This is a genomic window from Moorena sp. SIOASIH (assembly GCF_010671925.1).
Classification (GTDB): domain Bacteria; phylum Cyanobacteriota; class Cyanobacteriia; order Cyanobacteriales; family Coleofasciculaceae; genus Moorena.
The window spans coordinates 167,572-192,786 of record NZ_JAAHIH010000011.1; the positions used below are offsets into that span (position 1 = coordinate 167,572).

Sequence of the window (25,215 nt, forward strand, 5' to 3'; positions counted from 1 at the left end):
GGCACAGGCTTCTACCGTGGCACAGGCTTCGACGCATCGGACCTAACCCATAAGCTGATAACTGATACGCGACACGCTGATAGCTGATAGCTGACAAATTAACTTATGAAAAAATCGATATTCAAAGAAAACCGAAAGTATACATTTAGTGACTATTTTGCGATGACCAATCCCACTGAGGAAATTGTTGGTGAGTTTGGTTACTCCTTTGCCATTGAAGTAATTGACCTCCCTAAGTCTACCAACTATGACCTAGATATCATTCAACAGCTCAACCATACCTACTACACCATTATTCCCAAAATAAGCATTACCTCGGAAATTGCCAAACGGGAATTTCTGATTGCCCCACTAATCCTGGAAATTGCCAAGCTGCTCCCAGTTAAAGTCAATGTTGAGTATCCCCTAGATATTAACGATCAGCTAGGGGGAGCGCTAGACTACTTATTAAAAACTAGCCAAAATCTGATTATTATAGAAGCCAAAAAGAAAGATATTGATGGTGGCTTCAACCAGTTAGCAGCAGAACTAATTGCTTTAGATAAGTATGAAGAGAGCGAATCTATTGAAGTCCTCTATGGCGCTGTTACTCTGGGGGATATTTGGAAATTTGGAACCCTTGATAGGAAACGGAAGCACATTGCCAAAACTATTCAAAGTCAGACTATTCCTAGGGATACAGAAGAGATATTCTCAATTCTAATTGGAATACTGAGCTTAAAACCAGGGCAGAGTTCAATTAAGCTGTAACCTATAACCTATAACCTTCAACCTATGGTCAATCGGGAGTAACCGATAATGATTATTGTCATTGACAACTACGACAGCTTTACTTACAACTTAGTACAGTACCTAGGAGAATTGGGTACCCAATTACCTGTGGCATCAGAGATTCAGGTCTATCGCAATGATAAAATTGATCTACAGAAAATCCGCCAGCTCAACCCAGATGGGGTAGTGATTTCTCCAGGACCAGGGCGTCCTGAAGATGCTGGGATATCAGGTGCTATCTACAGCAATTTGGGGTCAACTCTACCCATTATAGGGGTTTGTTTGGGTCATCAAGCCTTGGGTCAGGTATTTGGCGGGAAAATTGTTTCGGCACCAGTATTGATGCATGGCAAAACCTCAGAGATTCATCACACTGGGGTTGGGGTTTTTCGGGGATTACCCAATCCTTTCACAGCGACTCGATACCATAGCTTAGTTATTGACCGTAGCAGCTGTCCTGATGTCTTGGAAATCACGGCTTGGGTAGATGATGGCACAATTATGGGAGTTAGACATCGGAACTATCCCCACCTCGAAGGCGTCCAATTTCATCCAGAGAGTATTTTGACCTCTTCTGGTCAGCAACTTCTAAAAAACTTCTTAGAATCGCTGCCAGCATCTGCTACTCTCTCTATATCTCCCTGAAAATAAACTTGTTTCCAAGAAACCATGAAACGGCGACAGTTGATGCGCTATGTGAGTGCGGGTGTACTCACAACTCTTTCAACCGGCTTAGCTTCTGGACTCACTTCTTACCAAGCACAGCCATCACGCAATGTACTGACAGTAAAGTGGCTTGGTCATACCTGCTTTTTATTTACTGGGGGTGGTGTGCGAGTTTTAGTCAACCCATTCCAAACCATTGGGTGTACGGCTAGATATAAATCACCAAAAGTAGAGGCAGATTTAGTCCTAATCAGTAGCCTACTACTAGATGAAGGAGCAGCGGAAGGGATACCGGGGAGTCCCCGGCTCCTCTTCGAACCGGGTATTTTTCAAGTAAATGGGCTAAAATTCGAGGGAATTAGTATTCCTCACGACCGAGTCGGTGGACGTAGGTTTGGTAATAATGTGGCTTGGAAATGGACTCAAAACGGTATCAATATCCTACACCTGGGAGGAGCAGCAGCCCCTCTAGATATTGAGCAGAAAATTCTGATCGGGCGTCCTGATTTAGCGTTGATTCCAGTGGGAGGGGGACCGAAAGCCTACAACCCTCAAGAAGCTAAACAGGCATTTGATTTCCTTAAGGCCAAGATAATGATTCCTACTCATTTCCGAACCAAGGCTGCTGATGCCGAACAGTGTGATATTTTGCCAGTGGAGGAGTTTTTAACATTGATGAAGGACACACCCATACGCCGTGCCAAAAACGATACCATTAGGATTAGCTCAGGGGATTTATCCCAGGATGGGTCAGTGATTCAACTGATGAGTTACAACTACAACTTTTAAATGCCCTTGCCTAGCCCCTTACCCAGACTGCAACCGCCTTTCTGGACTGGTGGAGTGGCGGTTGTAGGCATGATTTTCTGGATTGAAACCCTACGGCAGTTTGGGTTTATTGTTCCAACTTCCTTTTTACTTCTTATCTTTGCTGTTGCCCTAACTGCCAGTATCGACGGATTACTTGCTGGAGTTACCAGTGCCACAGTATGGGCAATTTACCTGATCTATGCCTCTGCTGTTCACTTTGGTCCACCGAGTTTAACCGGGGGTTCAGTAGAGGTGAGTTTGGGGATTCTAGTGGTGGTCTTACTGGCTGTGCGGCTCGGCTGGATAAAAGACCAGAACCAGAAGCTGATCCAAAAGTTGCGACAAGCCAGCCAAGAGCTAGAACGACGGATTGAACAACGCACCGCTGAACTCTTAACTGCCAATTCTAGACTAGCCAAGGAGATTCGCGGACGCATTCTGGCTCAAGAAGCCCTCGGAAAAAACGAATTGGCATTACAGTTAAGCCAAAATCGACTCGAAAGTATTTTGAGTTCCCTTGAAGATGTGGTTTGGTCCGTGCGCCCCCAAACCTCCAGACTGCTTTACCTCAACTCCGCTGTTGACAATCTTTATGGTTATAGCATATCCGATTTTTTAGCTAACTCAAATCTTTGGCTAGAGGTAATCCACCCAGAAGACCGAGAACGAGTTCAGCAGAAGCGAAATTTGTTCAACAATAACTCATTGCCCTTGTCACCCCAATCACTCCTGGCAATTGACGGTATTGACTTAGAATATCGAATCGTGCGGTCTGATGGGCAGGTGCGCTGGATTCGTGATCACGTCCAAATTCACACCGATGCCCATGGTATCCCGATACGCATTGATGGTATTGTTACTGACATTACCAAAGCCAAGCAAGTCGAGGAAGCTTTGGGAGAGAGTCAGCGAAAATTCCAAGCCATCTTTGACCAGACCAGCCAATTTACTTGGCTGCTGCAACCAGATGGTACCTTGCTCGAAGCCAACCAAACCGCCCTTGACTTTAGCGGATTAACTCCGTCACAGATTGTGGGTAAGCCCTTCTGGCAAATCCAATGGTGGACAAAGTCTACTCAAACCGAGAATCGTTTAAAAAATGCGATCGCTCAAGCAGCTACCGGTGAGTTTGTCCGTTATCAAGGGTCGGTGCTAGGGTTACAGGGTCAAGTGATCACGATTGATTTTTCCGTGAAACCGTTGCGGGATGAAAACGGAAATGTAGTGTTGTTAATCTCAGAAGGTCGAGATATTAGCGATCGCATCAGAGCAGAAGCAGCAACTAATGACGCCCAAAACAAGGACATACTGCTTAAAGAGATTCACCATCGGGTCAAGAACAATTTACAAATTGTCTCAGGACTCCTTTACCTCCAGTCCCGATATATAGATGATGAAAGTATCCTGGAGATTCTCTGTGAAAGCCGCAATCGTCTCCAAGTCATGGCCTTGATCCATGAGAAATTGTATGGCTCTAAGAACCTGAGCCAGATTGACTTCCAAGATTATATTGAATCCCTGACTAAGGACTTATTAGGATCTTACGCCTGTACTAATCATTCCCCTAGGATTAAGGTTAATTTTGTGCAGACATTTCTGGACATCGACACGGCCATTCCCTGTGGTTTAATTATTAATGAGTTAGTCTCCAATGCTCTGAAACACGCTTTTCCAGAAGGAAATGGTGGTGAAATTATTGTTGACTTTAAGTGCCGTGAGGATAACTATTTTGAACTGATGGTCAGTGACAATGGTCTTGGCATCCGAGAAGGTATAGATTTAGCTAACCCCAAGACCCTCGGTCTACGGTTAGTCCATACCCTAGCCACTAAGCAACTCAAAGGTGAGGTTGAGTTAGATACAAGTCATGGTGTTATGTTTAAAATTAAATTTTCATAAAGTTTAAACAAGTTTAAACAAGCTTAAAGCATTAGAAAATTTTTCAAGACCCACCCTCGAATTGTGATATAGAACTATCAGGTTGTGATGCAGTTAACTAACTGGCAGCACAGAACCAAAGCAAAAGTTATTAAGTACGGAGAACAAACTGGCTTGGCTTTTAGGTTAAGACAAGGGACAACCCACGGTAACTTGAAAAGCAATTCCATAACTAGGAAATGTCACAAATAAACATCTTAGTGGTTGAAGATGAAGCGATCACAGCTGAAGTTATTGCTGAACAGCTCATACAGTTGGGATACACCATAACCGATAGCGTCACCTCTGGGACGGGCGCTATCAGCAGCACTGCCAATAACCAGCCTGATTTAGTCCTGATGGATATTACCTTAGATCCAAATGATATAGATGGCATAACTGCTGCTCAGCGCATCCGAGAGCAATTCCAGATTCCAGTAGTTTATTTGACAGCCCACTCTGATGAGACTACCCTAGCCCGAGCTAAGATGACAGCACCGTTCGGGTATCTGATCAAACCATTTAACGAACGGGAATTGCGGGTAGCGATTGAAACGGCCCTCTATCGGCACCAGCTGGAAAAAGATTTAGTCAAACAGCAGGATCTGCTAGCCACAATACTCAGCTCCACTAATGATGCTGTGATCGCTACCAATGAAACAGCAGCAATCACCTATATGAACCCAGCAGCTGCAACCCTCACTGGCTGGACAGTAGCAGAAGCTTCTGGGCAAAGCATTACAGATGTGATTCAAATTGTAGACGAACTCACTGATGCCCTACTCCAGAACCCAGTCATGGAAGTGCTTCAGGAAGAAAGGGTCATTTTTATGGATCAGGGCATAGGTTTGATTGCCAAAGACGGTAGCAAGATCCCGGTGGGAAATAGTGCTTCCCCGATTACAGAAGAAGATGGTACCATCAAGGGTGTAGTTCTTGTGCTGTGGAATATCAGGGAACAGCAACAACCAGAATTATTGGCAGTAGAAAGAGCAAAATTGGCAGCCAAAGCTGGCGCGAGGGGACAAGCTGAAGCTCAAGCGGGTCAAATCTTGTCTGCAGTAAAAGAACTAGGGGAACTGAAATCTGACCTAATCGCTAGGATTTCCCATGAGTTTCGCACTCCCCTATCGATTATCTTAACTGCTACTGAACTCCTGCAAAAATACGGGTCCAAGTTGTCACCGCACAAAAAAGAAAGAAACTTGTATCGGATTCAATCATCAGTGATGCGAATGACTCGAATTATGGAGGATGTTCTGACCTTAAGCAAGGCTGAATCCGGTGAACTCCAACTCAACTGTGTGCCCCTAGATGTTGTTGAATTCTGCCGCAGTTTAGTGGAAGAGCAGCAAATTATTGTGGGAAAGCGCTATAATATCGAGTTCTTTCCTCAGGATTCCCCTGGCCTAGTTGAGCTGGATGAACAAATCCTACGGCAAATTTTGAGCAATTTGCTGACCTTAGCAACTAAGTACTCCTTCAAGGGTGGTATAATTGCTTTGGAAATGTCTTGTGAAGATAACCAAATTCTGTTCCAGGTAAAAGACCAAGGCAGTGGGATTGTGCCCGAAAGTCAGGGACAATTATTTGAAGCGTTCTTCCGAGCTAGTAATATTGGTTCTATGTCTTCTTCAGGAATGGGGTTAGGCATGATCCGCAAGTTTGTGGATTTGCATCATGGTCAAATTACCTTAACTAGTCAAGTCGGAGTTGGTACAACCTATACGGTAAAATTGCCATTAACCAGTTCTATATAGGTGGGGTTGGGCTAAAAAGAAATATAGCTATAGCAATCCCTGTAGGAATTGTGATAATTTTTGATGGCATATTCCCTACTCCCTGTTCCCTATTCCCTATTCCCTTTGCGATAACAACTAACCAATAACTAAGGATGATTCCACAAACCGAATATAAAGAGCGTCGTGAACAGTTGATGAGTAAGATTGGCAACGGGACCGCAATCTTTCGGAGCGCCCCGGTTGCCATTATGCATAATACTGTGGAATACAATTTCCGACAGGATAGCGATTTTTTTTACTTGACAGGTTTCAATGAACCAGAAGCAGTAATTGTACTAGCGCCCCATCACGAAGAACACCGATTTGTTCTGTTTGTGCAACCGAAAGAACCAAAGAAAGAAGTATGGACAGGCTATCGGACAGGTGTCGAAGCAGCAAAAGAACTATTTGGTGCTGATCAGACCTATCCGATTACTGAGTTGGATGAGAAGTTACCTCAGTATTTAAAAAAGGCCGATCGAATTTATTACCACTTGGGACGGGATAAACCTTTTAACAATACCATCCTGAAACACTGGCAAAGGTTGATGGCTCTTTATCCCAAGAACGGAACCGGACCGATGGCTCTCGAATCCACTAACTTAATTCTATATGGGATGCGCCGGGTTAAGAGTACTACGGAATTGAAGTTGATGCGTCAAGCTGTGGAAATCTCTGTGGATGCCCATAACCATGCTAGAGCATTTACTCAACCTGGACTTTATGAATATGAAGTCCAGGCAGAGCTAGAACATGATTTTCGGCGACGAGGTGCCATCGGACCGGCCTATCCGAGCATAGTAGCATCTGGTGCTAATAGCTGCGTCCTACACTATACCGAGAACAATCGACAGATGCAAGATGGGGATTTACTACTGATTGATGCTGGTTGTTCTTATGGGTATTATAACGCTGATATTACTCGGACATTTCCAGTGGGTGGTAAGTTTACCCCAGAGCAGAAAATTCTGTATGAGTTGGTCTTGAAAGCACAGTTGAATGCGATCGCACAAGTTAAACCAGGGAATCCCTTTAATCAATTTCATGACACGGCTGTGAAAATCCTGGTGGAAGGGTTAATCGATTTGGGACTCCTGGCCGGTGATAGTGAGGAAATTATTAAAGAGGAGAAATATAAACATCTATATATGCACCGCACCGGTCACTGGCTGGGATTGGATGTCCATGACAGTGGAGGCTACAAACAGGGGGAAAACTGGCAGATTTTTCAGCCCGGTAATGTACTAACAGTGGAACCAGGAATTTATATTGGTCCTGATACTGAGCCTTTGGAAGGTCAGCCAGCTATTGATCAGCGCTGGCGCGGGATTGGGATTCGGATTGAGGATGATGTGTTAGTGACTGAGTCAGGGAATGAAGTATTGACTGCTGGTGTGCCGAAATCCATAGAGGAGCTAGAAACTTAAGCTATTGTGCATCTACAGCAAGATATCAGCCCGTGGGTGGTGCGTTACGGAACGGGTTCAGGGGCTTGCGAAGTGGAAAATCAGAAGCAAGATATCAGCCCGTGGGTGGTGCGTTACGGAACGGGTTCAGGGGCTTGCGAAGTGGAAAATCAGAGGCTTTCCGTTCCTAACGCACCCTACGCACTTTTTCGTTCCCGATTCCCGATTCCCTGTTCCCGATTCTCGATTCCCGATTCCCTGGGTGCAGCGCTATAGCTACCATTTTAAAAAACAATGGACAATGTGAAGGATTCTTTCTCTGGGCAAGGGTCAGAGTTTCAGCAACTACAGCACCAATTACGCGATCGCTGGCAGAGTAGTGATCAATTTGACCAAGATGACCACGATATTCTGGTAGTGCCTTCTGTCAGTGTTGACCAACGGGAACTGCTGAAAGTTGAGGGTTTTTTGCACTACGAAGAACGGTTATTATTTTCCCTAATTCGTCTGCGCAACCCTTACACACGGTTAATTTATGTTACCGCTGTGCCGTTGCCACCGATTGTGATTGATTACTACTTGCAGCTTCTGCCAGGAATTCCCTTCTCCCATGCACGCGATCGCTTACTGCTGTTTTCCACCTATGATGCTTCTCTCAAACCCCTCAGCCAAAAGATTCTAGAACGTCCCCGCTTGATGAAGCGGATTCGTCAAGCTTTGCGTCCAGGAAAGTCTTACATGTCTTGTTACAACTCTACTAATCTGGAGCGCGAGATATCCTTAAAATTGAACTTACCCCTACTTGCCCCAGACCCAGATTTGCTTTATTGGGGTACCAAGAGCGGTAGTCGGCAAATTTTTGCTGAGAGTGGTGTCCCCCATCCCGACGGCAGTCAGTTAGTCTGGACCGTTGATGATTTAGTCGAAGCAACAGCTGAGTTATGGCACAGGCAACCGCAACTGAACAAGATTGTGATTAAACTCAACGAAGGGTTTTCTGGGGAGGGCAATGCTATCCTGGACTTGAAACCACTATCGGAGGTAGGTCCGGGAAATGTTTCCCATACTCAAACAGTAGCGGCTTTGAAAGAAAAGATCGTCCATTTGAGATTTCAAGCCAGTGGGGAAACTTGGGAGAGTTATAGCAGTCGGATACCGCAGTTAGGGGCAATTGCCGAAGCATTTATTGACGGAGAAAAAAAGCGTTCCCCTAGCGTTCAGGCTTATATTACCCCCCATGGTGAGGTCAAAATTCTCTCGACTCACGATCAAATTCTTGGGGGACCAGACGGTCAGATTTATCTAGGTTGTCGATTTCCTGCTGATCCAGGTTATCGCCTACAATTGCAAGATTTGGGACTACGAGTGGGTCAGACCTTAGCGGAAAAAGGAGCAATAGAGCGTTACGGTGTAGATTTTGTGGCCGTTCATCAGCCCGATCGGGATACCTGGGATTTACAAGCGATTGAAATCAACCTGCGCAAAGGCGGTACAACCCATCCCTTTATGACCCTGAAATACATGACCAATGGTCGCTATGACCTCTCCACAGGTCTTTTTTGCAGTCAGGAGGGTCAACCAAAGCACTATATTGCCACGGACAATTTACAAAAAGATAGTTACAGAGGCTTAATGCCCAATGACTTGATGGATATTATCGCCTACCATCAACTGCATTTTGATAGCAGCACCAAAACTGGCACTGTATTTCACTTGATGGGCACACTCTCTGAATTTGGCAAACTAGGGTTAACCAGCATTGGAGATTCTCCCCAACAAGCAGAAGAAATCTATAACCAAGTTGTGAGGGTACTGGATCTAGAAACCAAATCCAACAAGGATGCTAATGTTCCAATTTCCCATCCCAGTCTTCCGATTGCTTGGAATATGTAGAATTGAGAATGTAGAATTAAGAATGTAGAATTGAGAATGTAGAATTAAGAATTTAGAATTGAGAATGTATAATTGAGAATTAATTGAGAATTAATTGAGAATTAAGAATGTATAATTGAGAATTAATTGAGAATTTAGAATGGTGAAGTCTACATTCTGCCTTCACCATTCTGCATTATGACAGACAACTTTAAACATTTTTGAATGGTGAAGTCTAAATTAGACATTATCAATTAGACATTCTTAATTCTTAATTCTTAATTCTTAATTCTACATTCTTAATTCTTAATTCTACATTCTTAATTCTTAATTCTACATTCTTAATTCTTAATTCTACATTCTTAATTCTTAATTCTACATTCTTAATTCTACATTCTTAATTCTACATTCTTAATTCTTAATTCTTAATTCTTAATTCTTAATTCTTAATTCTTAATTCTTAATTCTTAATTCTTAATTCTTAATTCTTAATTCTTAATTCTTAATTCTTAATTCTACATTCTACATTCTTAATTCTTAATTCTACATTCAAAACGTCTTTGCCGTATGGGTTAGTGGATCAAACTCAAATCGCTGGTCGTAGTTGGTTTCCCCGTAAATATTAAAGGTAATTGTTGGTTCATCTCCCATTGCTTCCACACTATGGATTGCATCAGAGGTAAAACTAATAATATCTCCAGGGAATAGGATTTTTTCCCCAACTTGTTCGATGCGATCGCGAAAATCTGGGTCATGAGTACGCCGCCAAAAGGTGTTTTTTTCCTGGCCACTGATCACGGCTACTACTCCCCATGTACCATGGTTGTGAATGGGAGAAACTCTTCCCGGTAGCCAGACTACATTTTGGATGGTTAAGGGATAATTGATTTCATCATAAAGCATTTGCACCGACCAGCCTGGGTCAGGGTTAGGTTCAAGATATTCACCCTGTAGCCAGTAGGAACTAGTGAGTAAGCGACGTACCAAAGGACGAATGACTTGGAGCAGTTGGCGCTCATCGTTAATCTGATCGAGAGTATCCTCTAGGTCAGTCAGAAACCGATAGAGTCGATAGGGTTTCGTTGACCATTCCCAGTCACTAGGTATCTCACAGGGTTCACAGTTCCCTTGATTCGTCACTAACCAATCACTACTTTCCATACAGTTTACCTAAGCAAGGTTTTCCATAGATGTTTTGTAAGCTATCAGCTATCAGCTATCAGCTAATGCCCTACGGGCACGCTACGCGAACAGCTATCAGGTTTTAGGTTTCAGGTTTTAGGTTTCAGGTTTCAGGTTTCAGGTTTTAGGTTTCAGGTTTCAAAGTCTGACTAAAATTTGACTGGTGGCAAAGCAGCTCAATCAGTGCTGGTCATTTCTCAGCTATTCCTAAGTTATCTCTCAGTTGTCATTCAGTTTAAGCCAGTTTAGTTTAAGCCATTTCAATTATCACTCATGTACAATGCAGATAAAAATTAACCTTCATTAAAGCAAAGGAGGGAATTGCCATGAAAATTAAATATTTTGCTACTATCGCTGCTGCCTCAATTGTCACTCTAGGACTGGTAACATCCTGTGGGACCGCAACCAACACTGCTCCTGGTGAGAGTACTACAGAGCAAGGCAATCCTTGTGCGGGTAAAAAGAATCCTTGTGCTGGCAAAAAGAATCCTTGTGCCGGTAAATCCAATCCTTGTGCAAGTAAAAAGAATCCTTGTGCCGGTAAATAACCTTTGTTAATCATCTCCACCGATGATCACCGGTACCTAAGATGCCGTGATCATCCCTGGATTTGCCCCTATTGCTGTTGGTGTGATGGCAGCTTGGGATTTCCCTGGGCATACTACCTGGGGATACTAGCAGATTACTTAATTGCTGCCTCGCGCTATGTCTGTGCCAGCCGCCCTTCCCTTTACCTGTAGAGGTTCTATGGGATCTGATCATAATACGTTTGAACAAAAGTTTGACAGATTGTCATGTATATGACAGCTTGTCATATAATTGAACCATTGACAGTCATGGTTCAATTTTTTTATGAAAAACATCCCATTGAAAAAGCTACTATCACTCCTAGTGGTAACCGTCTGTATCTTAACCTTTACCTATGGTTGCGGCGGCCCAACTACAGCAACTGTTCCTCCAGAAACCACACCTGCCCCAGCTGCTGAAGTTGCCCCAGAGCCGGAATCCCCAGCGGAACCCACTGAGGTGGCTGAAGAAGAACCCGCCCCAGCCGAAGCTACTGAGGTGGCTGAAGAAGAACCCACCCCAGCGGAACCCACTGAGGTCCCTGTAGCATCTGAGCCTGCTGCTGCAGCTGATGCAGGAACCTACACTGTGAAAATGGGTACAGACAATGGGCAACTAAAATTTGAACCAAGTACTCTTACCATCAAAGCAGGGGAAACTGTCAAGTGGGTGATGAACAACATTGGTCCTCATAATGTTGTTTTTGATGACGCCGAATCTCTGACTCATAAAAAGATGTTGATGGCTAAGGGTTCTTCCTATACATCTACGTTTGATGAGGTCGGTGAATACTCCTACTACTGTGCCCCCCACCGTGGTGCTGGCATGGGAGGCACAATCATTGTTGAAGCTGGATCATAGTAGCACTAGGACTAGGGCTGTTGATCAAGACTTCGAGCAATGTGAAAACCACACAGCTTTCACAAGATTAATTATTCTAAGACTTACGCGATCGCAAATCGTGGTAGTTTTGTGAATTAAAATCAGCACTTACCCAAGGACTATAACCGTAGGGTATAACTCTTAAGGGCGCAGGGTTTGCGCCCTTACCGCGTTTAAAATCAGGAAGAAATAAAGAAGTTTGACAGCTTGTCTTTTGACGGAAAGAAAAACATGATCTGACAATCCTTTATGGACTAGCCAACTTGTTTTTTTTAATCTCATGAGACAAATTGCATTGAAAAAGCTATTATCACTCCTAGTGGTAACGGTCTGTGTGTTGACCTTTACCTATGGTTGCGGTAGCGCAACTACAGCGACTGTTCCTCCAGAAACCACACCTGCCCCAACTGCTGCAGTTGAAACAGTGGAATCCCCAGCGGAACCCACTGAGGTCGCTGAGGAAGAAACTACTCCTGCTGAGCCAGAAGCAGTAGCAGAGGAAGAAACTACTCCCGCTGAGCCAGAAGCAGTAGCAGAGGAAGAAACTACTCCTGCTGAACCAGAAGAAGTAGCTGTAGCACCTGAGACTGCTGCTGAGCCAGAAGCAGTAGCAGAGGAAGAAACTACTCCTGCTGAACCTGTCGAATTAGCTGCAGCCGTAGATGAAGCAGCCCTAAAGAAATCAGCACAAGTCTTCTCAGCCAACTGTGCCGCTTGTCATGCGGGTGGAAAGAATTTAATCAATGCCCAAAAAACTCTGAAAAAGGATGCCCTTGAGAAGTATGACATGTATTCTAAGGACAAGATCGTTTACCAGATCACCAATGGTAAACCCCCCATGCCAGCCTTCAAAGGTAAGCTAAAAGAGGAGCAGATTGCAGCGCTTGCTGATTATGTGCTGTATCAAGCTGACAATGGTTGGTAATAGCTTGATTCAATTGGGTTTATAAACGATTTGTGAAAATCAATCGTAAGCTATCAGCTCTCAGCTATCAGTGATCAGCTCTCAGCTATCAGCTATCAGCTCTCAGCTCTCAGCTATCAGTGATCAGCTCTCAGCTATCAGCTAAAGGCTGACTAATAACGGCTGACGGCTGACGACTGAATTCTTACTCACAACCTATTTATCATTCCTAGATCAGTATTAGTGGTTAGTAGTTAGTTGTTGGTGTTATTTTCATTACCAACTGGCTGCTGACCACTAATTATTTTTTTTGACATCCTCCCCCGTTAAATCAGAGATTATAACGGGGGATTCCCAAACCTCACGATCTGGGTTTACTGCTTCTTAAGCACTTATCTAGGTTGTTACCAACCCCCGACAGCCCGCCTACACAGTCAATTTTTCCCACGATCTGCCCGACCGCAGTGATACCACGTTGACAAATCACTTGAGCAGCTGAAACATCTCTGTTGATCTCGTAATGGCATTCGGGACAAAAGTGGATACGTTCAGATAAATCTTTTTTGCCTGTATGTGTAGCACAATTTGGACAAATTTGACTAGTGTACCTGTGATCAACCTTGCCAAAATATACTCCTCGTTTCCAACAAACCCAGACCATAATATTGAAGAACTGACCAAAACCTGCGTCAAGGGTATGTTTACCTAACATCCCTTTTGCCCAAGTTCTAAAATCTAAGTCTATGTCCTTGCGGACAGGCTTCGCCAACAACAAATATCATTCCAGCTTGGTCACAAAGATGATGTGCTAACTTAAAGCGATGCAGCGCGGTCTTGGGGAGGCAGTGCGGTCTTGGGGGTCTCCCCCATGAGCAACTGCCGTGGTTTCCCCCATGAGCGACTGCATCAAGACAGTGAAAATCTTTTCGAGTATCTGATATTTTTTGATGAAGTCTTGCAATTTTACAATTAAGTTTATGTCTATTTGCCGACCCTTTTTTCTTTAACTTTAATCTGCGTTGTAGCAATTTCAGCTTACCGTGCAGCTTGGTTAAAAATCTAGGCCGCTCTATTAACTCATTGTCGGAAGTTGCTAAAAACTTGTCTAGCCCAATATCAATCCCCAGTGGATGACCCCACGCTGGTATATCAGGAATACTGACTTCACTTTGTAAAGACAGCATTGCAAAATAACCACTAGCCCGTTTAACTATCCTAACTTGCTTGATTTTAAATCCATCTGGAATTGGTCGTGACAATCTCATCTTAACTAATCCAATCTGAGGTAGCTTGAGCCACTCGTTTTTCATTGGATTAGTTTTAAACTGAGGGAATACAAACGACCGCATCCGGTATTTATTTTTAAATCTAGGAAAACCATATCTCTGCTCTCTCATATTATTAAATGCTCGGTCTAAATTCTTTAAGACTTGTTGTAAAACTTGAGCATTTGTTCTTTTAAGTTCAGGATTGGTCTTTTTGGCTTTAGTTAATTTTGCAGCTTGTAATTTGTAGTTGGGATACGGTTCATCTGCTGGAATTATATATTCCTGCTGTAAAGAACAATAATTAACTGCACATTTCCTACTTTTGTACCAGTCTTTTCGTTCTCTTAAGGCGTAATTCCAAACCTTTCTACAAACCTTCAAGATATCTTCGATTACGGCAATTTGTTGTTGAGAGGGAATTAACTTGTACTCGTAGGTTAGTGTCAGCATACTTAAATTATAACACAATTCTATCCAGGAATGCTACTTGAGTAGAACTAAGCTTTTGGCCGCAATTCACCTCCCGCTAACCCTGCGGGTATAACGGGAGGTGAATTGCTCTATATCGATAGCGCTGTGCTATAGCTGAAGATGTTTCTAATAAGATGATTATTGATTTAACATTTTCTCGGTATTTACTAATGATATTGATCGAGATTTTTGTTTCCATTAATCATCACCAAAACATCAAATCATCAAGGGGTGATGATCAATATCACCCCTTGAGCCCCTAAGATTATTCTTCTTGCTCTATTGGCATACCTATATTAAGAAAAATCAAAAATTTCGCATCGGGCATCAACTGTTTCATAGCCTGGGAATGGCTCTTGGCATCGGAAGGGTTGCAGAACCGAGCGAAAACTAGTGGTTGCATGTGGGGCAATAGGCAAATCATTACCCATCGGTATAGTTGACTGTAAGACATAATGTAATTTGTCTCCTGTAAATGGGGATCAAGAGCCAGCCCGAGCGCCGACAACATCTGCGGGCTGGCTCTTCCGTGGAATTTATTCTCCACGCTTATTAGTATATCACAAAAAATACTCTATTATAGCATATTTTGAAAACTTTTGTAACAAAGTCGTTAGGGAGTAGGGAGTAGGGAGTAGGGAATCGGGAATCGGGAGTCGGGAGCAGGGCTATAATTTTAGATTATATTAAGTTTTTTTTGGTCAGGATTTGTGATAACGTCTTGGTAGTCGTTAGCTAAACCGCTCTTATGCCCCACGTCTCAACCCGTAGGGTGAGCGTGGGATGAATGGCGGACAGCAACTTTCGATTCATATTGAATATTAATTGTCGGAAATAGTAGAATGGTAAGGGAGGTGATTTGCCATGAGAACAGCCTATCAGTACAGATTGCGCCCGACTCAGCAACAAGCAGCATTAATTGACAGATGGTTGTCAATGTTATGCGCTCAATACAATTACTTATTGGCTGATAGATTCAACTGGTATGAGCAAAATCGCTCACCTGTTAATGCCTGTCCTCTGATTTGTCACTTGCCTCAACTAAGAATCAACCCTAATTACTACTCTCAAAAGAAGACTCTGCCTCAACTTAAGCAAGATCGACCTTGGTATAAGGATATTCATTCTCAAGTTTTACAGGATGTAGTTAAGAGAGTTAAGCTAACCTTTGACAGATTCTTGATCGGAGATAGTAGCGGCAAAAGAAGTGGCAAACCCAGGTTTAAGCCACTCAGTCGTTACAGAACTTTCACCTACCCTCAAATCAAACAATCCTGCTTGCAAGGTAATCGCATTGACTTACCAAAACTGGGTAAGATTAAGGTTGTCTTGCATCGTCAAATTCCTGACGGGTTCAAAATCAAGACGGTTTCTATCAGTAAAAAAGCTGACGGATTGTACGTTACACTTTCTCTTGAGGATAAGACCGTTCCTGAAATTAAAACAGATATCAATCCTCACTTAATCATTGGTATTGATGTTGGTCTAAAGGATTTTTTGACTACTTCGAGTGGTGAAACAGTTACAATACCTCAGCACTACCGTAAAGCTCAAAAAAGACTGCGGCTTATTCAGAAAAAAGTATCACGTCGAGAGAAGGGTGGTAATCGTAGACTCAAGGCTATTAAGTTGTTAGCTAAACAACATCAAAAAGTAGCTAACAAGCGTAAAGACTTCCACTTCAAAACAGCTAATCAATTGCTGTCAAAGTATGACGTTATTGCTCATGAGACTTTGAATGTCAAAGGTCTTGCTCGTACCAAATTGGCCTTATCTGTGTTGGATGCTGGGTGGTCAAGCTTTCTGTCGATACTGACAAACAAAGCCGAGAATGCTGGTTTGTTGGTTGTCCCAGTAAGTGCTCATAACACCTCACAAAATTGCTCCAGTTGTGGAGAGAAAGTACCGAAAAAGCTGCATATTCGCTGGCACGACTGCCCTCATTGTGGGTGCAGTCTTGACCGTGACCACAATGCAGCGATCAATATAAAAAATAGAGCGGTGGGGCATCCCGTTCTTAAAGCTCAGTTAATGTCCGACGGGATACCGGGAGTCGCTGAGAAGCCCACACTTACCCGATAGGGAAGTGTGGGAGTATGTCACTAAAACAATCTTAATCACCTATAGCGAACCAGTGTCTCATTGAAACTCCCCTGCTGCGGTTTTCCTTAGGGAATCTGAACGCAAAGGCACAGCAAGCGCACCTTAATTAATAAGCAAAAATCCTCTATATCAAAGGAAACAGGGAGTAGGAAGTAGGGAGTAAAAATTATCACAATTGCTACAGCGATTGCTATAAGTATCAATAGTTAGAGGATGAATCTTATATCCAGTAGGGATTTAAAAATAATACTGCTTTATCCTGGTATAGCAACTAATGACTATAGCGCTTCTCATAGTAATTAAAGTATAGAGTATTTTTTCCCTACTCCCTACTCCCTACTCCCTACTCCCTACTCCCTAATTTATAGCTCACCCAATTAATAACTCCTAAAAATGCTAATGAAAGCTCAAACAATTCTAGCGAGATATGCCCAAGGAGAAAGGGATTTCCGAAAGGTAAATCTCAGGGGTCAGTCATTCCAAGGGAGAAACCTTTCTGGTGCAGATTTTAGTGAAGCTGATCTTAGAGGAGCTAACTTTAAGAATGCGATGCTCAGGGGAACTAAATTCTGTAAGACCAAAGCGGGATTACCACAATCGTGGTCAATTGTTATTCTATTGGTTTCATCGATAGCGTTAATACTATCAGGAATTGTATCCTTTTATAGTGGTTCTTATGCAGCATTTATTGTTAACTATGTCAAAGGATCAAACCTAATCTTTGCCTGGATAGCCTTGGTAGCAATAATTGTTTTATTTTTTGTTATCCTTGGTCAAGGTATTCAAACAGTCCAAGCTTTAGTGGTAGGCTTGGTCTTTGCCTTTGCCGTAGCTGTCGCTGTCGCTGGAGCCTTTGGCTTAGCCTTCCCCTTCGCCCTAGCCTTTGCCTTAGGCTTACCCTTGGTCATAGCCCTAGCCGTAGCTACAACTGGAGCGGCAGTGGAAGTCTTTGATGGTGTCTTAATTGGAGTCTTAGGCTTGTTGGTAGCTGTAGGTGGAGCTGTAGCTGGAGTGTTTGCTATACAGCAGTTAGCCTTGCCCTTTGCCAGAACCGGACCCTTGGGCTTCCAGCTCGCCTCTTCCTTAGCTGGAACCTTAGCTTTCCTGTTGGCTTTACTTGGTTCTTACCTGGGCTGGGATGCTCTCAACGAAGACCCTAAACATGCCTGGATTCGGACTATTGCGATCGCATTTGCGGCTACAGGGGGTACTAGTTTTTACAATGCTGACCTAACCGATGCTGACTTTACCGGAGCGACGCTCAAAAGTACAGATTTAAGAAAGGCTAATCTTACTGGTGCTAGTTTGCAGAATACTAGTAAACTTGACCTGGCTAGACAGAGCTAAGGTGAGCCGTCAGCCGTCAGCCGTCAGCCGTCAGTGGTCAGTGGTCACCCGGGCTATTTCATTGCTCCCCCCTTTGATAAGGGGGGCTGGGGGGGATCGATTCCAAATCCGCTTCAGGGTTGAGATCCCCCTAAATCCCCCTTAGTAAGGGGGACTTTTCATTCTAAAATTAGCGCTATCCTTTTAAAGTTTCTTAATTTGCTTTAATCAGAAATATGATATAATACTCAGTGAATATACTGAAGCCAATTTCTAATCAAAACTCTTTTCCTTCAGTTTTCCGTAGGAAGTCTAATCGTTAAGTCAGGGTAAACGCATCTAAATTAATAAGCAAAAATACTCTAAAGTTCAATACTTAGATTATTAATCTTATATCCAGTAGGGATTTCAAAATAAGACTGGTTTACCCTGCTTTAACGACTAATGACTATCACTAATGAAAGCTAATGAAGTTCTAACCAGATATGCAAAAGGAGAAAGGGATTTTCGCAGGGTAAATCTCAGAGGTCAGTCATTTCAGGGGCAAAACCTTTCAGGAGCAGATTTTAGTGAAGCTGATATTAGGGGAGCAAATTTTAATAAAGCTAATCTAACCGGAACTAAGTTCTGTCAGGCGAAGGCTGGATTACAAAAACGGTGGGTAACTGTTCTTCTGTTGGTTTCCTCGATAATGTCAGGACTATCTGGAATTGCCTCCTCGTTGGCTGGGTACTTAGTAGCGTTAATCTTTGACTCTAACAGCGTAGAAAACAGAGTCTCCGGTTGGATAACTTTGGTTTTAGTAATTCTATTATATAGTGTTATCCTGCGTCAAGGGATCGGAGCAGGAGTCGCTATCGCCATCGCCATCGCTAGCGCCAGCAACATCACCTTCGACATCGCCAGCGCCAGCAACATCACCTTCGACATCGCCTTTGCCAGCGCCAGCGCCTTAGCCTTAGCCTTAGCCAGCGCCTTAGCCTCCTTCGCCAGCGCCTTAGCCTTCGCCAGTGCCAGCGCCAGCGCCATCCCCAGCACTATCGCCTTTGCCATCGCCTTTGCCATCGCCAGCCTTATCGCCTTCGGATTAAGGGGATTCGTAGCCATAGCCGTAGCCATAGCCATAGCTTTAATATTAGTATTACTTGGTGCTTACCTGGGCTGGCGTGCTCTAAAAGGGGATCCCCGAGATGCCTGGATTCGTACTATTGCTATTGCCTTTGCTGCTACAGGAGGTACCAGTTTTTACAAAGCCGATTTAACTGATGCTGATTTTACCGGAGCTACCCTCAAAAGTACAGACTTAAGAGAAGCTATTCTTACTCGTACCTGTTGGCGAGATACCATAAAACTTGATCAAGCAAGACCAAGTAATACTATCTTAGCTGATACGCCTGTCAGAGAATTATTAGTTAGTGGTAATGGTTATCATAAGTCTTATGTTGATGCTAATCTTAGAGGAGCAAATTTAAAAGGAGCTAATCTAAATCAGGCTAATCTCAAATGTGCTGATATTAGCGAAGCTACGTTAGAGGATGCTAATTTAGAATGGGCTTATTTAACTGAAGCTCAAGCAGTTGGTACTGATTTTACTCATGCTAATTTAACCGGAGCGTGTTTAGAAGCGTGGAATATTGACTCAACAACTACGTTAACTAATATTGATTGTCAGTATGTCTTTTTACTAGAGACGGCCAATTCTCAAGGAAGTCGAGAGCGTCGTCCCCATGACCCTGACCGGGTTTTCCAACCAGGAGATTTTGAAAAGCTCTATAAAAAAATTATCAATACCGTCCAGATTCTGCTGCGGAATGGTGTTAATCCAGAAGCATTTCGTCAAGCCTTTCAAAAAATAATGGCTGAAAATCCTGCAATTACTAGTGATTCGATTCAAGCCATTGAAAAGAAAGGTAATGATGTTTTAATTACCTTGGAAATTCCAGAAGCAACAGATAAAGGTAACTTTGAGAGACAATTTTTGGCAGTTTATGAAGCTAGGTTAGAAGCAGCGAAACAAACTGCTCTGTTAGAGGCTGAAAAAAGTCATAGTAAGGATTTTAAGGAAATTGTTAGAGCCACTTTGACTAGCCATAATTCATTGAATCCTATAATCAGTCTTACAAATACAGCTAAAACGGAAAGTGATATGTCAGATAATTCACGTAATTTTAATATAGATAATCTAGATATAGATCAAAGCCAAGCTAATAATCCTAATAACTTTAATGTTTTCAACGACAATGCTAGACAAGTCAACACTATTAATTTCACATCAGAGCAAAAACAAAGCCTAGCCGAAGCAGCAGCAGAAATTCAGCAACTCCTCAACCAACTATCCCAGACTAATCCCACTACAACCAACAAAGAAAAGATGATAGTTGTAGGTGAAGTTATTGACCAAATTGACAATAACCCAACCTTAAAAGCCAAGGTTATCAATGCCCTGAAAGCAGGAGGAGTAGAAGCTTTCAAGGAAGCGATAGATCATCCTCTTGTTAATATTTTGATGGCTACAGTCGAGGGATGGACAGAGGTTTAGTAAGCTATCAGCCATCAGCTATCAGCCATCAGCTATCAGCCATCAGCTATCAGCTATCAGCTATCAGCTATCAGCTATCAGTTTTCAGCTATCAGTTTTCAGCTATCAGTTTTCAGCTTTCAGCTATCAGTTTTCAGCTAAAGGCTGACCGCTGACGGCTGACCGCTGACCGCTGACCGCTGACGGCTAACGGCTAACCACTGACGTCAGCTTTCAGCTTTCAGCTTTTGAATAAAAGAGGTCAGCATGCGTTTAATCTCTGTTACGTCTGCTGCCAGGCATTCATAGTCTTTGGCTTTGAGTAAGTTAAGATTGTGAGCCAGTAACAGGTGATATTCAAGTTCACTGGCTGAACCCATAGCAATGTGAAGAAAACGGGCTAGTTCGGCTTTTCCGTTTCTACCACATCCCTCGGCAATATTGGCAGGGATTGAAACGGAAGAGCGGCGGATTTGGCTTGTCAACCCATACAGTTCTTCCTTGGGAAATACTTGGGTTGCTTTATAAACAGATAACGTCAGCTCATGGGCTTTTTCCCAAACTTTCAATTTTTTAAAATCTCTCAATATTGAATGCTCCTATCAGCTATGAGCTATCAGCTATGAGCTATCAGCTATCAGTTATCAGCTATCAGCGGTCAGTAATCAGGTATCAGCTTTCAGCTTTCAGCTTTCAGTTATCAGCTTTCAGTTATCAGCTTTCAGTTATTAGCTTTCAGTTATTAGTTATCAGCTATCAGTTATCAGTTATCAGCTATCAGCGGTCAGTAATCAGTCTTCAGCTATCAGTTTTAGCTATCAGCTATCAGCTATCAGCTATCAGCTATTAGTTATCAGTTTACTGCTAATCACTGACCGCTGACCACTGACCGCTGACCACTGACCGCTGACCACTGACCGCTGACCACTGACCACTGACCGCTGACCACTGACCGCTAAAATCAGCTATCAGTTTTTGAATAAAACAGGTAAGCATTAGTTTAATCTGAGTTAGGTCACAGCGTCGAAGCCTGTGCCACGGCTGACCACTGAACACTGATGGCTGAAAGTTGACCGCTGAGCACTGAAGGCTGACCGCTGACCGCTGAAAGCTGACCACTGATCGCTGACTGCTGACCACTGACCACTGACCACTGACCGCTGAAGGCTGAAGGCTGAAGGCTGACTACTGACTGCTGATCGCTAAGATGAGAAATAGGAACAAATTTCTCTAATCTTGTCACAAAATCAACAATGAAAGGACTCTGGCTCGAAAACCAGCAACTGCAACTGCGCACTGACCTACCTGTGCCATCACCACCCTCTGATGAAGCCTTAGTGCGGGTATTGCGTGCGGGGATATGCAACACTGATTTGGAACTAATCCGAGGCTATTACCCCTACAAGGGTATTTTGGGTCATGAATTTGTTGGTGTTGTGGAAGATGGACCAGACAATTTAGTCAACCAGCGGGTGGTAGGAGAAATTAATGCCGCCTGTGGTGAGTGTCGATTTTGTAAAAGTGGACAACCGACTCACTGCCAAAACCGTACTGTCTTAGGTATTGTTAACCGTAACGGAGCCTTTGCTGACTATCTGACCTTGCCGGTAAAAAACTTACATCCCTTACCCGATAATATTTCTACTGATGCCGCCACCTTTACTGAACCTTTGGCTGCTGCTCTGGAAATTCAGGAACAAGTGAGGGTACGTCCCGATCACCAAGTGTTAGTAGTGGGAGACGGTAAGCTAGGACAACTGGTGGCACAAACCCTAGCCCTAACTGGCTGCAATTTGCTTGTGATTGGCCGTCATCACGAGAAATTGGCCAATTTAGAAGCCAGAGGAATTAAAGTAGGCTTTGCCGATGCCATCACTAACGGTCCTTTCGATATCTCAGTGGAGTGTACTGGCAACCCCGAAGGCTTTGCCCTTGCCCGTGGAGCGTTGCGCCCACGAGGTACCCTCGTATTAAAAAGTACCTACGCTGGCCAGCTAACCTTTGATGCATCATCTCTGGTAGTAGACGAAATCACGCTAATCGGTTCCCGTTGCGGTCCCTTTAAACCAGCCATTGATTTACTAGCACAAGATAAAGTAAATGTCAACTACCTGATCCAAGCTCATTACCCAGTTGAAGAAGGGTTAACCGCCTTTAACCATGCCCAGCAGCAGGGAGTATTGAAAATTTTACTGACCATGGACCATAACTCTTGAAAGATGATCAATAGGTGATGGGATTTAAGCGGTCAGCGGTCAGCGGTCAGCGGTCAGCGGTCAGCGGTCAGCGGTCAGCTATCAGTTATCAGCTTAAGTCATTGCTGAATCGATGAATATCAGTAGAGCGGGCATCCTGCCCGCCTGGGTATGATACAGGCAGGATGCCCGCCTGGGTATGATACAGGCAGGATGCCCGTTCCACAGGTGCGACCCGATCGGGAATGCGATCGCGTAGCGTGACCCACGGTCAATCCCGTAGCGTCGCCGTAGCGAGCCCTTGGGTGGTGCGTTACGGGGCGGACTATCCCAACCCTGGCTACGAACCGACAAATTAGGGCAAGTCCGCCCCTAACGCACCCTACGCACTCCCGACTCCCGACTCCCGACTCCCGATTCCCGATTCCCGACTCCCTACTCCCGATTCCCTACTCCCTACTCCCTACTCCCTACTCCCTATATTTCCTTTACTAAACTATGACTTATCAACCACAATCCGAATTCGAGAAATCTCTTAATATCCGTGCTATGACCACCAAACAAATTTGGTCTTATGCTACTGGAATGTTAGCGATTTGTATGATTTTTGCCCCAGCCAGATATAAGTTAGCCCTACCGATGATTGTGATCGGAGGAGCAGCAAGTAGCACCGCTTTTGTTTGGCACTCTCATAACAAGTCCGATAAAACCATTCTGCCTAATCAAGTACAACAGATGGAAGAACGCCTCGGTAACTTAGAAACTATTGTGGGACAGGATGATTTGGAAGTAAATTTGAAACTTAAACAGTTAGAAGAAAAGATATAGTACAGCAGTTTTAAATTGGATGAGGTACAAATTCTTGGGTTTTAGGGAGCAGGGAGCACGGAGCAGGGAGCAGGTAATAGGTAAAAAATACTGTGTACCTGATAGCTAGTAAAAACGCTGTATTTGTAAGTTTAGGTATAAACGAAATATAGTATTATAATTGAGTATTTTATCAGGCTCGATTATAGTATATAAGGCTAGATAATTTGGAAAGATATCACCTAATATAGCGTTGATCATACTTATGAGGTACAGTCAATCTTATTACCTCTACTCCCTACTCCCTACTCCCTGCTCCCTGCTCCCTTAAAAAAAGACCTCACCTAATTGAAAACCGCTATAATCAATAATGCTCAAAACGAAGACTTATGTAACTGCTACACTGTCTACACTACTCCTAGCACTACTAATTGGATGTAATGGGGCGGATTCCCCAAAGGGTGTATCGCCATCTCCTGATCCAGATGCTTCCAAGTCCTCAGAACCAGAGAATGCACTAAAGGTGATCCAAAAGCCTGATCAACCGCTAACTGTTGCGCAAACGAATCCTAATCCAGGAACCCAACAGAGTGTTGACCAATACCTGAAAGGATTATCCGCCAAAGGGATGACCAAGAACAATCAAGGGATATGGATCGAATCAGGAGATACCCTCTTAGCTAATCACCAAGGCACTATTCCCTTACCGGCAGCATCCCTTACCAAAGCAGCAACTACACTAGCCGCTCTTTCTACCCTCGGTCCTGACCACCGATTCATTACCCAATTTAGCGCCACCGGACCGATTGAGAACGGGGTGCTACAAGGAGACCTAGTGGTTGAAGGTTCAGAAGACCCCTTTTTTGTTTGGGAAGAAGCCATAGCAGTAGGCAACCAGTTAAATCAGTTAGGTATCAAGCAAGTAACCGGTAATTTGGTGATTGTGGGTAAGTTTTATATGAATTTTGAGACCTTACCCCTCAAAGCTGGCACTCTGCTCAAGCAAGGCTTGAATGGTAAGAGTTGGCCACCAGCAGCAGAAACTCAGTATCAGACCTTACCCCCAGGTACTCCTCGACCGGAAATTGCGATCGCAGGCTCTGTGCAAGTGGTAGCTTCACCCCCTGACAATCTACAGCCCCTGGTACGCCAATATTCCTTTCCCCTGGCGGAACTGCTGAAGAAAATGAATCGCTACAGTAATAATAAAATGGCCGACATGCTAGCTAATACAGCTGGTGGTGCCAAGGTGGTAGCCCGCAAAGCAGCAGAAGCAGCGGGAGTACCCCCATCAGAAATTAGCTTAATCAATGGGTCTGGTTTAGGTGAAGAAAATCGCATGTCTCCTCGGGCTGTCACTGCTGTATTTCTCGCCATTGAGCGCTATCTTCAGCAATACAACATGACCGTTGCTGATGTATTTGCCATCGTAGGACAAGACCAAGGTATTTTAAATGAACGTCCATTGCCTAACTTAGCAGTAGTTAAATCCGGTAGTTTGAATTATGTTAGTACCTTAGCCGGAGCCTTACCAACTCAAACCTATGGCACTGTTTGGTTTGCTGTGATGAATTCAGGGGGAGACTATACCAAATTCCGGACTCAGCAAGAGATGCTGCTAAAAGAATTAGTAAATAAATGGGGAATGGTGGTATCTGTTCCTCCTGACATTAAACCATCACCTCAGAGGATAGGTATGACTTCCGTTACTGAAATTGTTAGGTAGGGAGTAGGGAGTAGGGAGTAGGGAGTAGGGAGTCGGGAGTAGG

General features: G+C 43.7%; 23 protein-coding genes and 2 pseudogenes. 17 read left to right on the forward strand and 8 right to left on the reverse strand.

All coding sequences use genetic code 11. The annotated features are described in order from the left end of the window. Nucleotides 1-105: 105 nt before the first annotated feature. The 8 genes from F6J90_RS42255 (at nucleotide 106) to F6J90_RS42290 (ending at nucleotide 9,244) form a co-directional block, all read left to right on the forward strand. On the forward strand, nucleotides 106-750 hold the full coding sequence (locus F6J90_RS42255) for a hypothetical protein (protein ID WP_293108578.1): 645 nt from the start codon (nucleotides 106-108) through the stop codon (nucleotides 748-750). Between the two features lie 48 nt (nucleotides 751-798). After that, nucleotides 799-1,416, forward strand: coding sequence for an aminodeoxychorismate/anthranilate synthase component II (locus F6J90_RS42260; RefSeq protein WP_293108581.1), 618 nt, complete (start codon nucleotides 799-801; stop codon nucleotides 1,414-1,416). Between the two features lie 24 nt (nucleotides 1,417-1,440). Continuing rightward, on the forward strand, nucleotides 1,441-2,226 hold the full coding sequence (locus F6J90_RS42265; protein ID WP_293108584.1) for an MBL fold metallo-hydrolase: 786 nt from the start codon (nucleotides 1,441-1,443) through the stop codon (nucleotides 2,224-2,226). Beyond that, nucleotides 2,227-4,146 carry a PAS domain S-box protein gene (locus F6J90_RS42270; RefSeq protein ID WP_293108587.1) on the forward strand — a complete coding sequence of 640 codons (1,920 nt, stop codon included), beginning with the start codon at nucleotides 2,227-2,229 and terminating at the stop codon, nucleotides 4,144-4,146. 218 nt (nucleotides 4,147-4,364) lie between these two features. Continuing rightward, on the forward strand, nucleotides 4,365-5,924 hold the full coding sequence (locus F6J90_RS42275) for an ATP-binding protein (RefSeq protein WP_293108590.1): 1,560 nt from the start codon (nucleotides 4,365-4,367) through the stop codon (nucleotides 5,922-5,924). 134 nt (nucleotides 5,925-6,058) lie between these two features. Continuing rightward, nucleotides 6,059-7,372 carry an aminopeptidase P N-terminal domain-containing protein gene (locus F6J90_RS42280; RefSeq protein WP_293108593.1) on the forward strand — a complete coding sequence of 438 codons (1,314 nt, stop codon included), beginning with the start codon at nucleotides 6,059-6,061 and terminating at the stop codon, nucleotides 7,370-7,372. 6 nt (nucleotides 7,373-7,378) lie between these two features. Next, nucleotides 7,379-7,627: a hypothetical protein gene (locus F6J90_RS42285; protein ID WP_293108596.1), complete on the forward strand. Its 249-nt coding sequence runs from the start codon at nucleotides 7,379-7,381 to the stop codon at nucleotides 7,625-7,627. A gap of 18 nt (nucleotides 7,628-7,645) precedes the next feature. Continuing rightward, a complete protein-coding gene (locus F6J90_RS42290; protein ID WP_293108598.1) occupies nucleotides 7,646-9,244 on the forward strand; it encodes a peptide ligase PGM1-related protein in 1,599 nt (532 codons plus the stop codon). A gap of 528 nt (nucleotides 9,245-9,772) precedes the next feature. Here F6J90_RS42290 and F6J90_RS42295 read toward each other — a convergent pair. Then, nucleotides 9,773-10,384, reverse strand: coding sequence for a cupin (locus F6J90_RS42295; RefSeq protein WP_293108600.1), 612 nt, complete (start codon nucleotides 10,382-10,384; stop codon nucleotides 9,773-9,775). Nucleotides 10,385-10,731: 347 nt separating this feature from the next. On the opposite strand from F6J90_RS42295, the gene F6J90_RS42300 reads away from it, so the two are divergent. The 3 genes from F6J90_RS42300 (at nucleotide 10,732) to F6J90_RS42310 (ending at nucleotide 12,779) form a co-directional block, all read left to right on the forward strand. Continuing rightward, a complete protein-coding gene (locus tag F6J90_RS42300; RefSeq protein WP_293108602.1) occupies nucleotides 10,732-10,953 on the forward strand; it encodes a hypothetical protein in 222 nt (73 codons plus the stop codon). Nucleotides 10,954-11,257: 304 nt separating this feature from the next. Then, the gene (gene petE / locus F6J90_RS42305) at nucleotides 11,258-11,833 is read left to right on the forward strand and encodes a plastocyanin (protein WP_293108604.1); all 576 of its coding nucleotides are present in this window, start codon (nucleotides 11,258-11,260) and stop codon (nucleotides 11,831-11,833) included. A gap of 316 nt (nucleotides 11,834-12,149) precedes the next feature. Beyond that, nucleotides 12,150-12,779 carry a c-type cytochrome gene (locus F6J90_RS42310; protein ID WP_293108607.1) on the forward strand — a complete coding sequence of 210 codons (630 nt, stop codon included), beginning with the start codon at nucleotides 12,150-12,152 and terminating at the stop codon, nucleotides 12,777-12,779. 340 nt (nucleotides 12,780-13,119) lie between these two features. Here F6J90_RS42310 and F6J90_RS42315 read toward each other — a convergent pair. The 3 genes and pseudogenes from F6J90_RS42315 to F6J90_RS42325 all read right to left on the reverse strand — a co-directional run. Then, nucleotides 13,120-13,582, reverse strand: a pseudogene (locus tag F6J90_RS42315) (transposase); the annotation flags it as partial. Between the two features lie 147 nt (nucleotides 13,583-13,729). Next, nucleotides 13,730-14,476, reverse strand: a pseudogene (locus F6J90_RS42320) (transposase); the annotation flags it as partial. A 286-nt stretch (nucleotides 14,477-14,762) separates the two neighbouring features. Beyond that, nucleotides 14,763-14,951, reverse strand: a complete 189-nt coding sequence (locus tag F6J90_RS42325; protein WP_293108610.1) for a hypothetical protein — start codon at nucleotides 14,949-14,951, stop codon at nucleotides 14,763-14,765. A 410-nt stretch (nucleotides 14,952-15,361) separates the two neighbouring features. Between F6J90_RS42325 and F6J90_RS42330 the strand changes: the two genes are divergently transcribed. The 3 genes from F6J90_RS42330 to F6J90_RS42340 all read left to right on the forward strand — a co-directional run bounded on the left by F6J90_RS42330 (nucleotide 15,362) and on the right by F6J90_RS42340 (nucleotide 20,465). Beyond that, nucleotides 15,362-16,579 carry a transposase gene (locus F6J90_RS42330; protein ID WP_293090593.1) on the forward strand — a complete coding sequence of 406 codons (1,218 nt, stop codon included), beginning with the start codon at nucleotides 15,362-15,364 and terminating at the stop codon, nucleotides 16,577-16,579. A gap of 420 nt (nucleotides 16,580-16,999) precedes the next feature. Further along, a complete protein-coding gene (locus tag F6J90_RS42335) occupies nucleotides 17,000-17,947 on the forward strand; it encodes a pentapeptide repeat-containing protein (RefSeq protein WP_293108612.1) in 948 nt (315 codons plus the stop codon). Nucleotides 17,948-18,383: 436 nt separating this feature from the next. Beyond that, complete coding sequence (locus F6J90_RS42340) at nucleotides 18,384-20,465, forward strand: pentapeptide repeat-containing protein (protein ID WP_293108615.1); 2,082 nt, start codon at nucleotides 18,384-18,386, stop codon at nucleotides 20,463-20,465. A 206-nt stretch (nucleotides 20,466-20,671) separates the two neighbouring features. On the opposite strand, the gene F6J90_RS42345 is transcribed toward F6J90_RS42340, so the two are convergent. From F6J90_RS42345 to F6J90_RS42355, 3 genes are all read right to left on the reverse strand, one after another. Further along, on the reverse strand, nucleotides 20,672-21,031 hold the full coding sequence (locus F6J90_RS42345; RefSeq protein WP_293108618.1) for a four helix bundle protein: 360 nt from the start codon (nucleotides 21,029-21,031) through the stop codon (nucleotides 20,672-20,674). Nucleotides 21,032-21,308: 277 nt separating this feature from the next. After that, nucleotides 21,309-21,440 (reverse strand): hypothetical protein, encoded by a 132-nt coding sequence (locus F6J90_RS42350; protein WP_293108620.1) that lies wholly within the window; start codon nucleotides 21,438-21,440, stop codon nucleotides 21,309-21,311. Nucleotides 21,441-21,459: 19 nt separating this feature from the next. After that, complete coding sequence (locus F6J90_RS42355; RefSeq protein WP_293108623.1) at nucleotides 21,460-21,687, reverse strand: hypothetical protein; 228 nt, start codon at nucleotides 21,685-21,687, stop codon at nucleotides 21,460-21,462. 10 nt (nucleotides 21,688-21,697) lie between these two features. On the opposite strand from F6J90_RS42355, the gene F6J90_RS42360 reads away from it, so the two are divergent. Beyond that, nucleotides 21,698-22,660 (forward strand): alcohol dehydrogenase catalytic domain-containing protein, encoded by a 963-nt coding sequence (locus tag F6J90_RS42360; RefSeq protein ID WP_293108626.1) that lies wholly within the window; start codon nucleotides 21,698-21,700, stop codon nucleotides 22,658-22,660. A 93-nt stretch (nucleotides 22,661-22,753) separates the two neighbouring features. Here F6J90_RS42360 and F6J90_RS42365 read toward each other — a convergent pair whose 3' ends face one another. Further along, the gene (locus F6J90_RS42365) at nucleotides 22,754-22,993 is read right to left on the reverse strand and encodes a hypothetical protein (protein WP_293108628.1); all 240 of its coding nucleotides are present in this window, start codon (nucleotides 22,991-22,993) and stop codon (nucleotides 22,754-22,756) included. A gap of 144 nt (nucleotides 22,994-23,137) precedes the next feature. On the opposite strand from F6J90_RS42365, the gene F6J90_RS42370 reads away from it, so the two are divergent. After that, the gene (locus F6J90_RS42370; protein WP_293108632.1) at nucleotides 23,138-23,467 is read left to right on the forward strand and encodes a hypothetical protein; all 330 of its coding nucleotides are present in this window, start codon (nucleotides 23,138-23,140) and stop codon (nucleotides 23,465-23,467) included. 349 nt (nucleotides 23,468-23,816) lie between these two features. Next, entirely contained in the window at nucleotides 23,817-25,172 is a 1,356-nt protein-coding gene (locus F6J90_RS42375) for a D-alanyl-D-alanine carboxypeptidase (RefSeq protein ID WP_293108635.1), read from the forward strand. The last annotated feature ends 43 nt before the right edge of the window (nucleotides 25,173-25,215 follow it).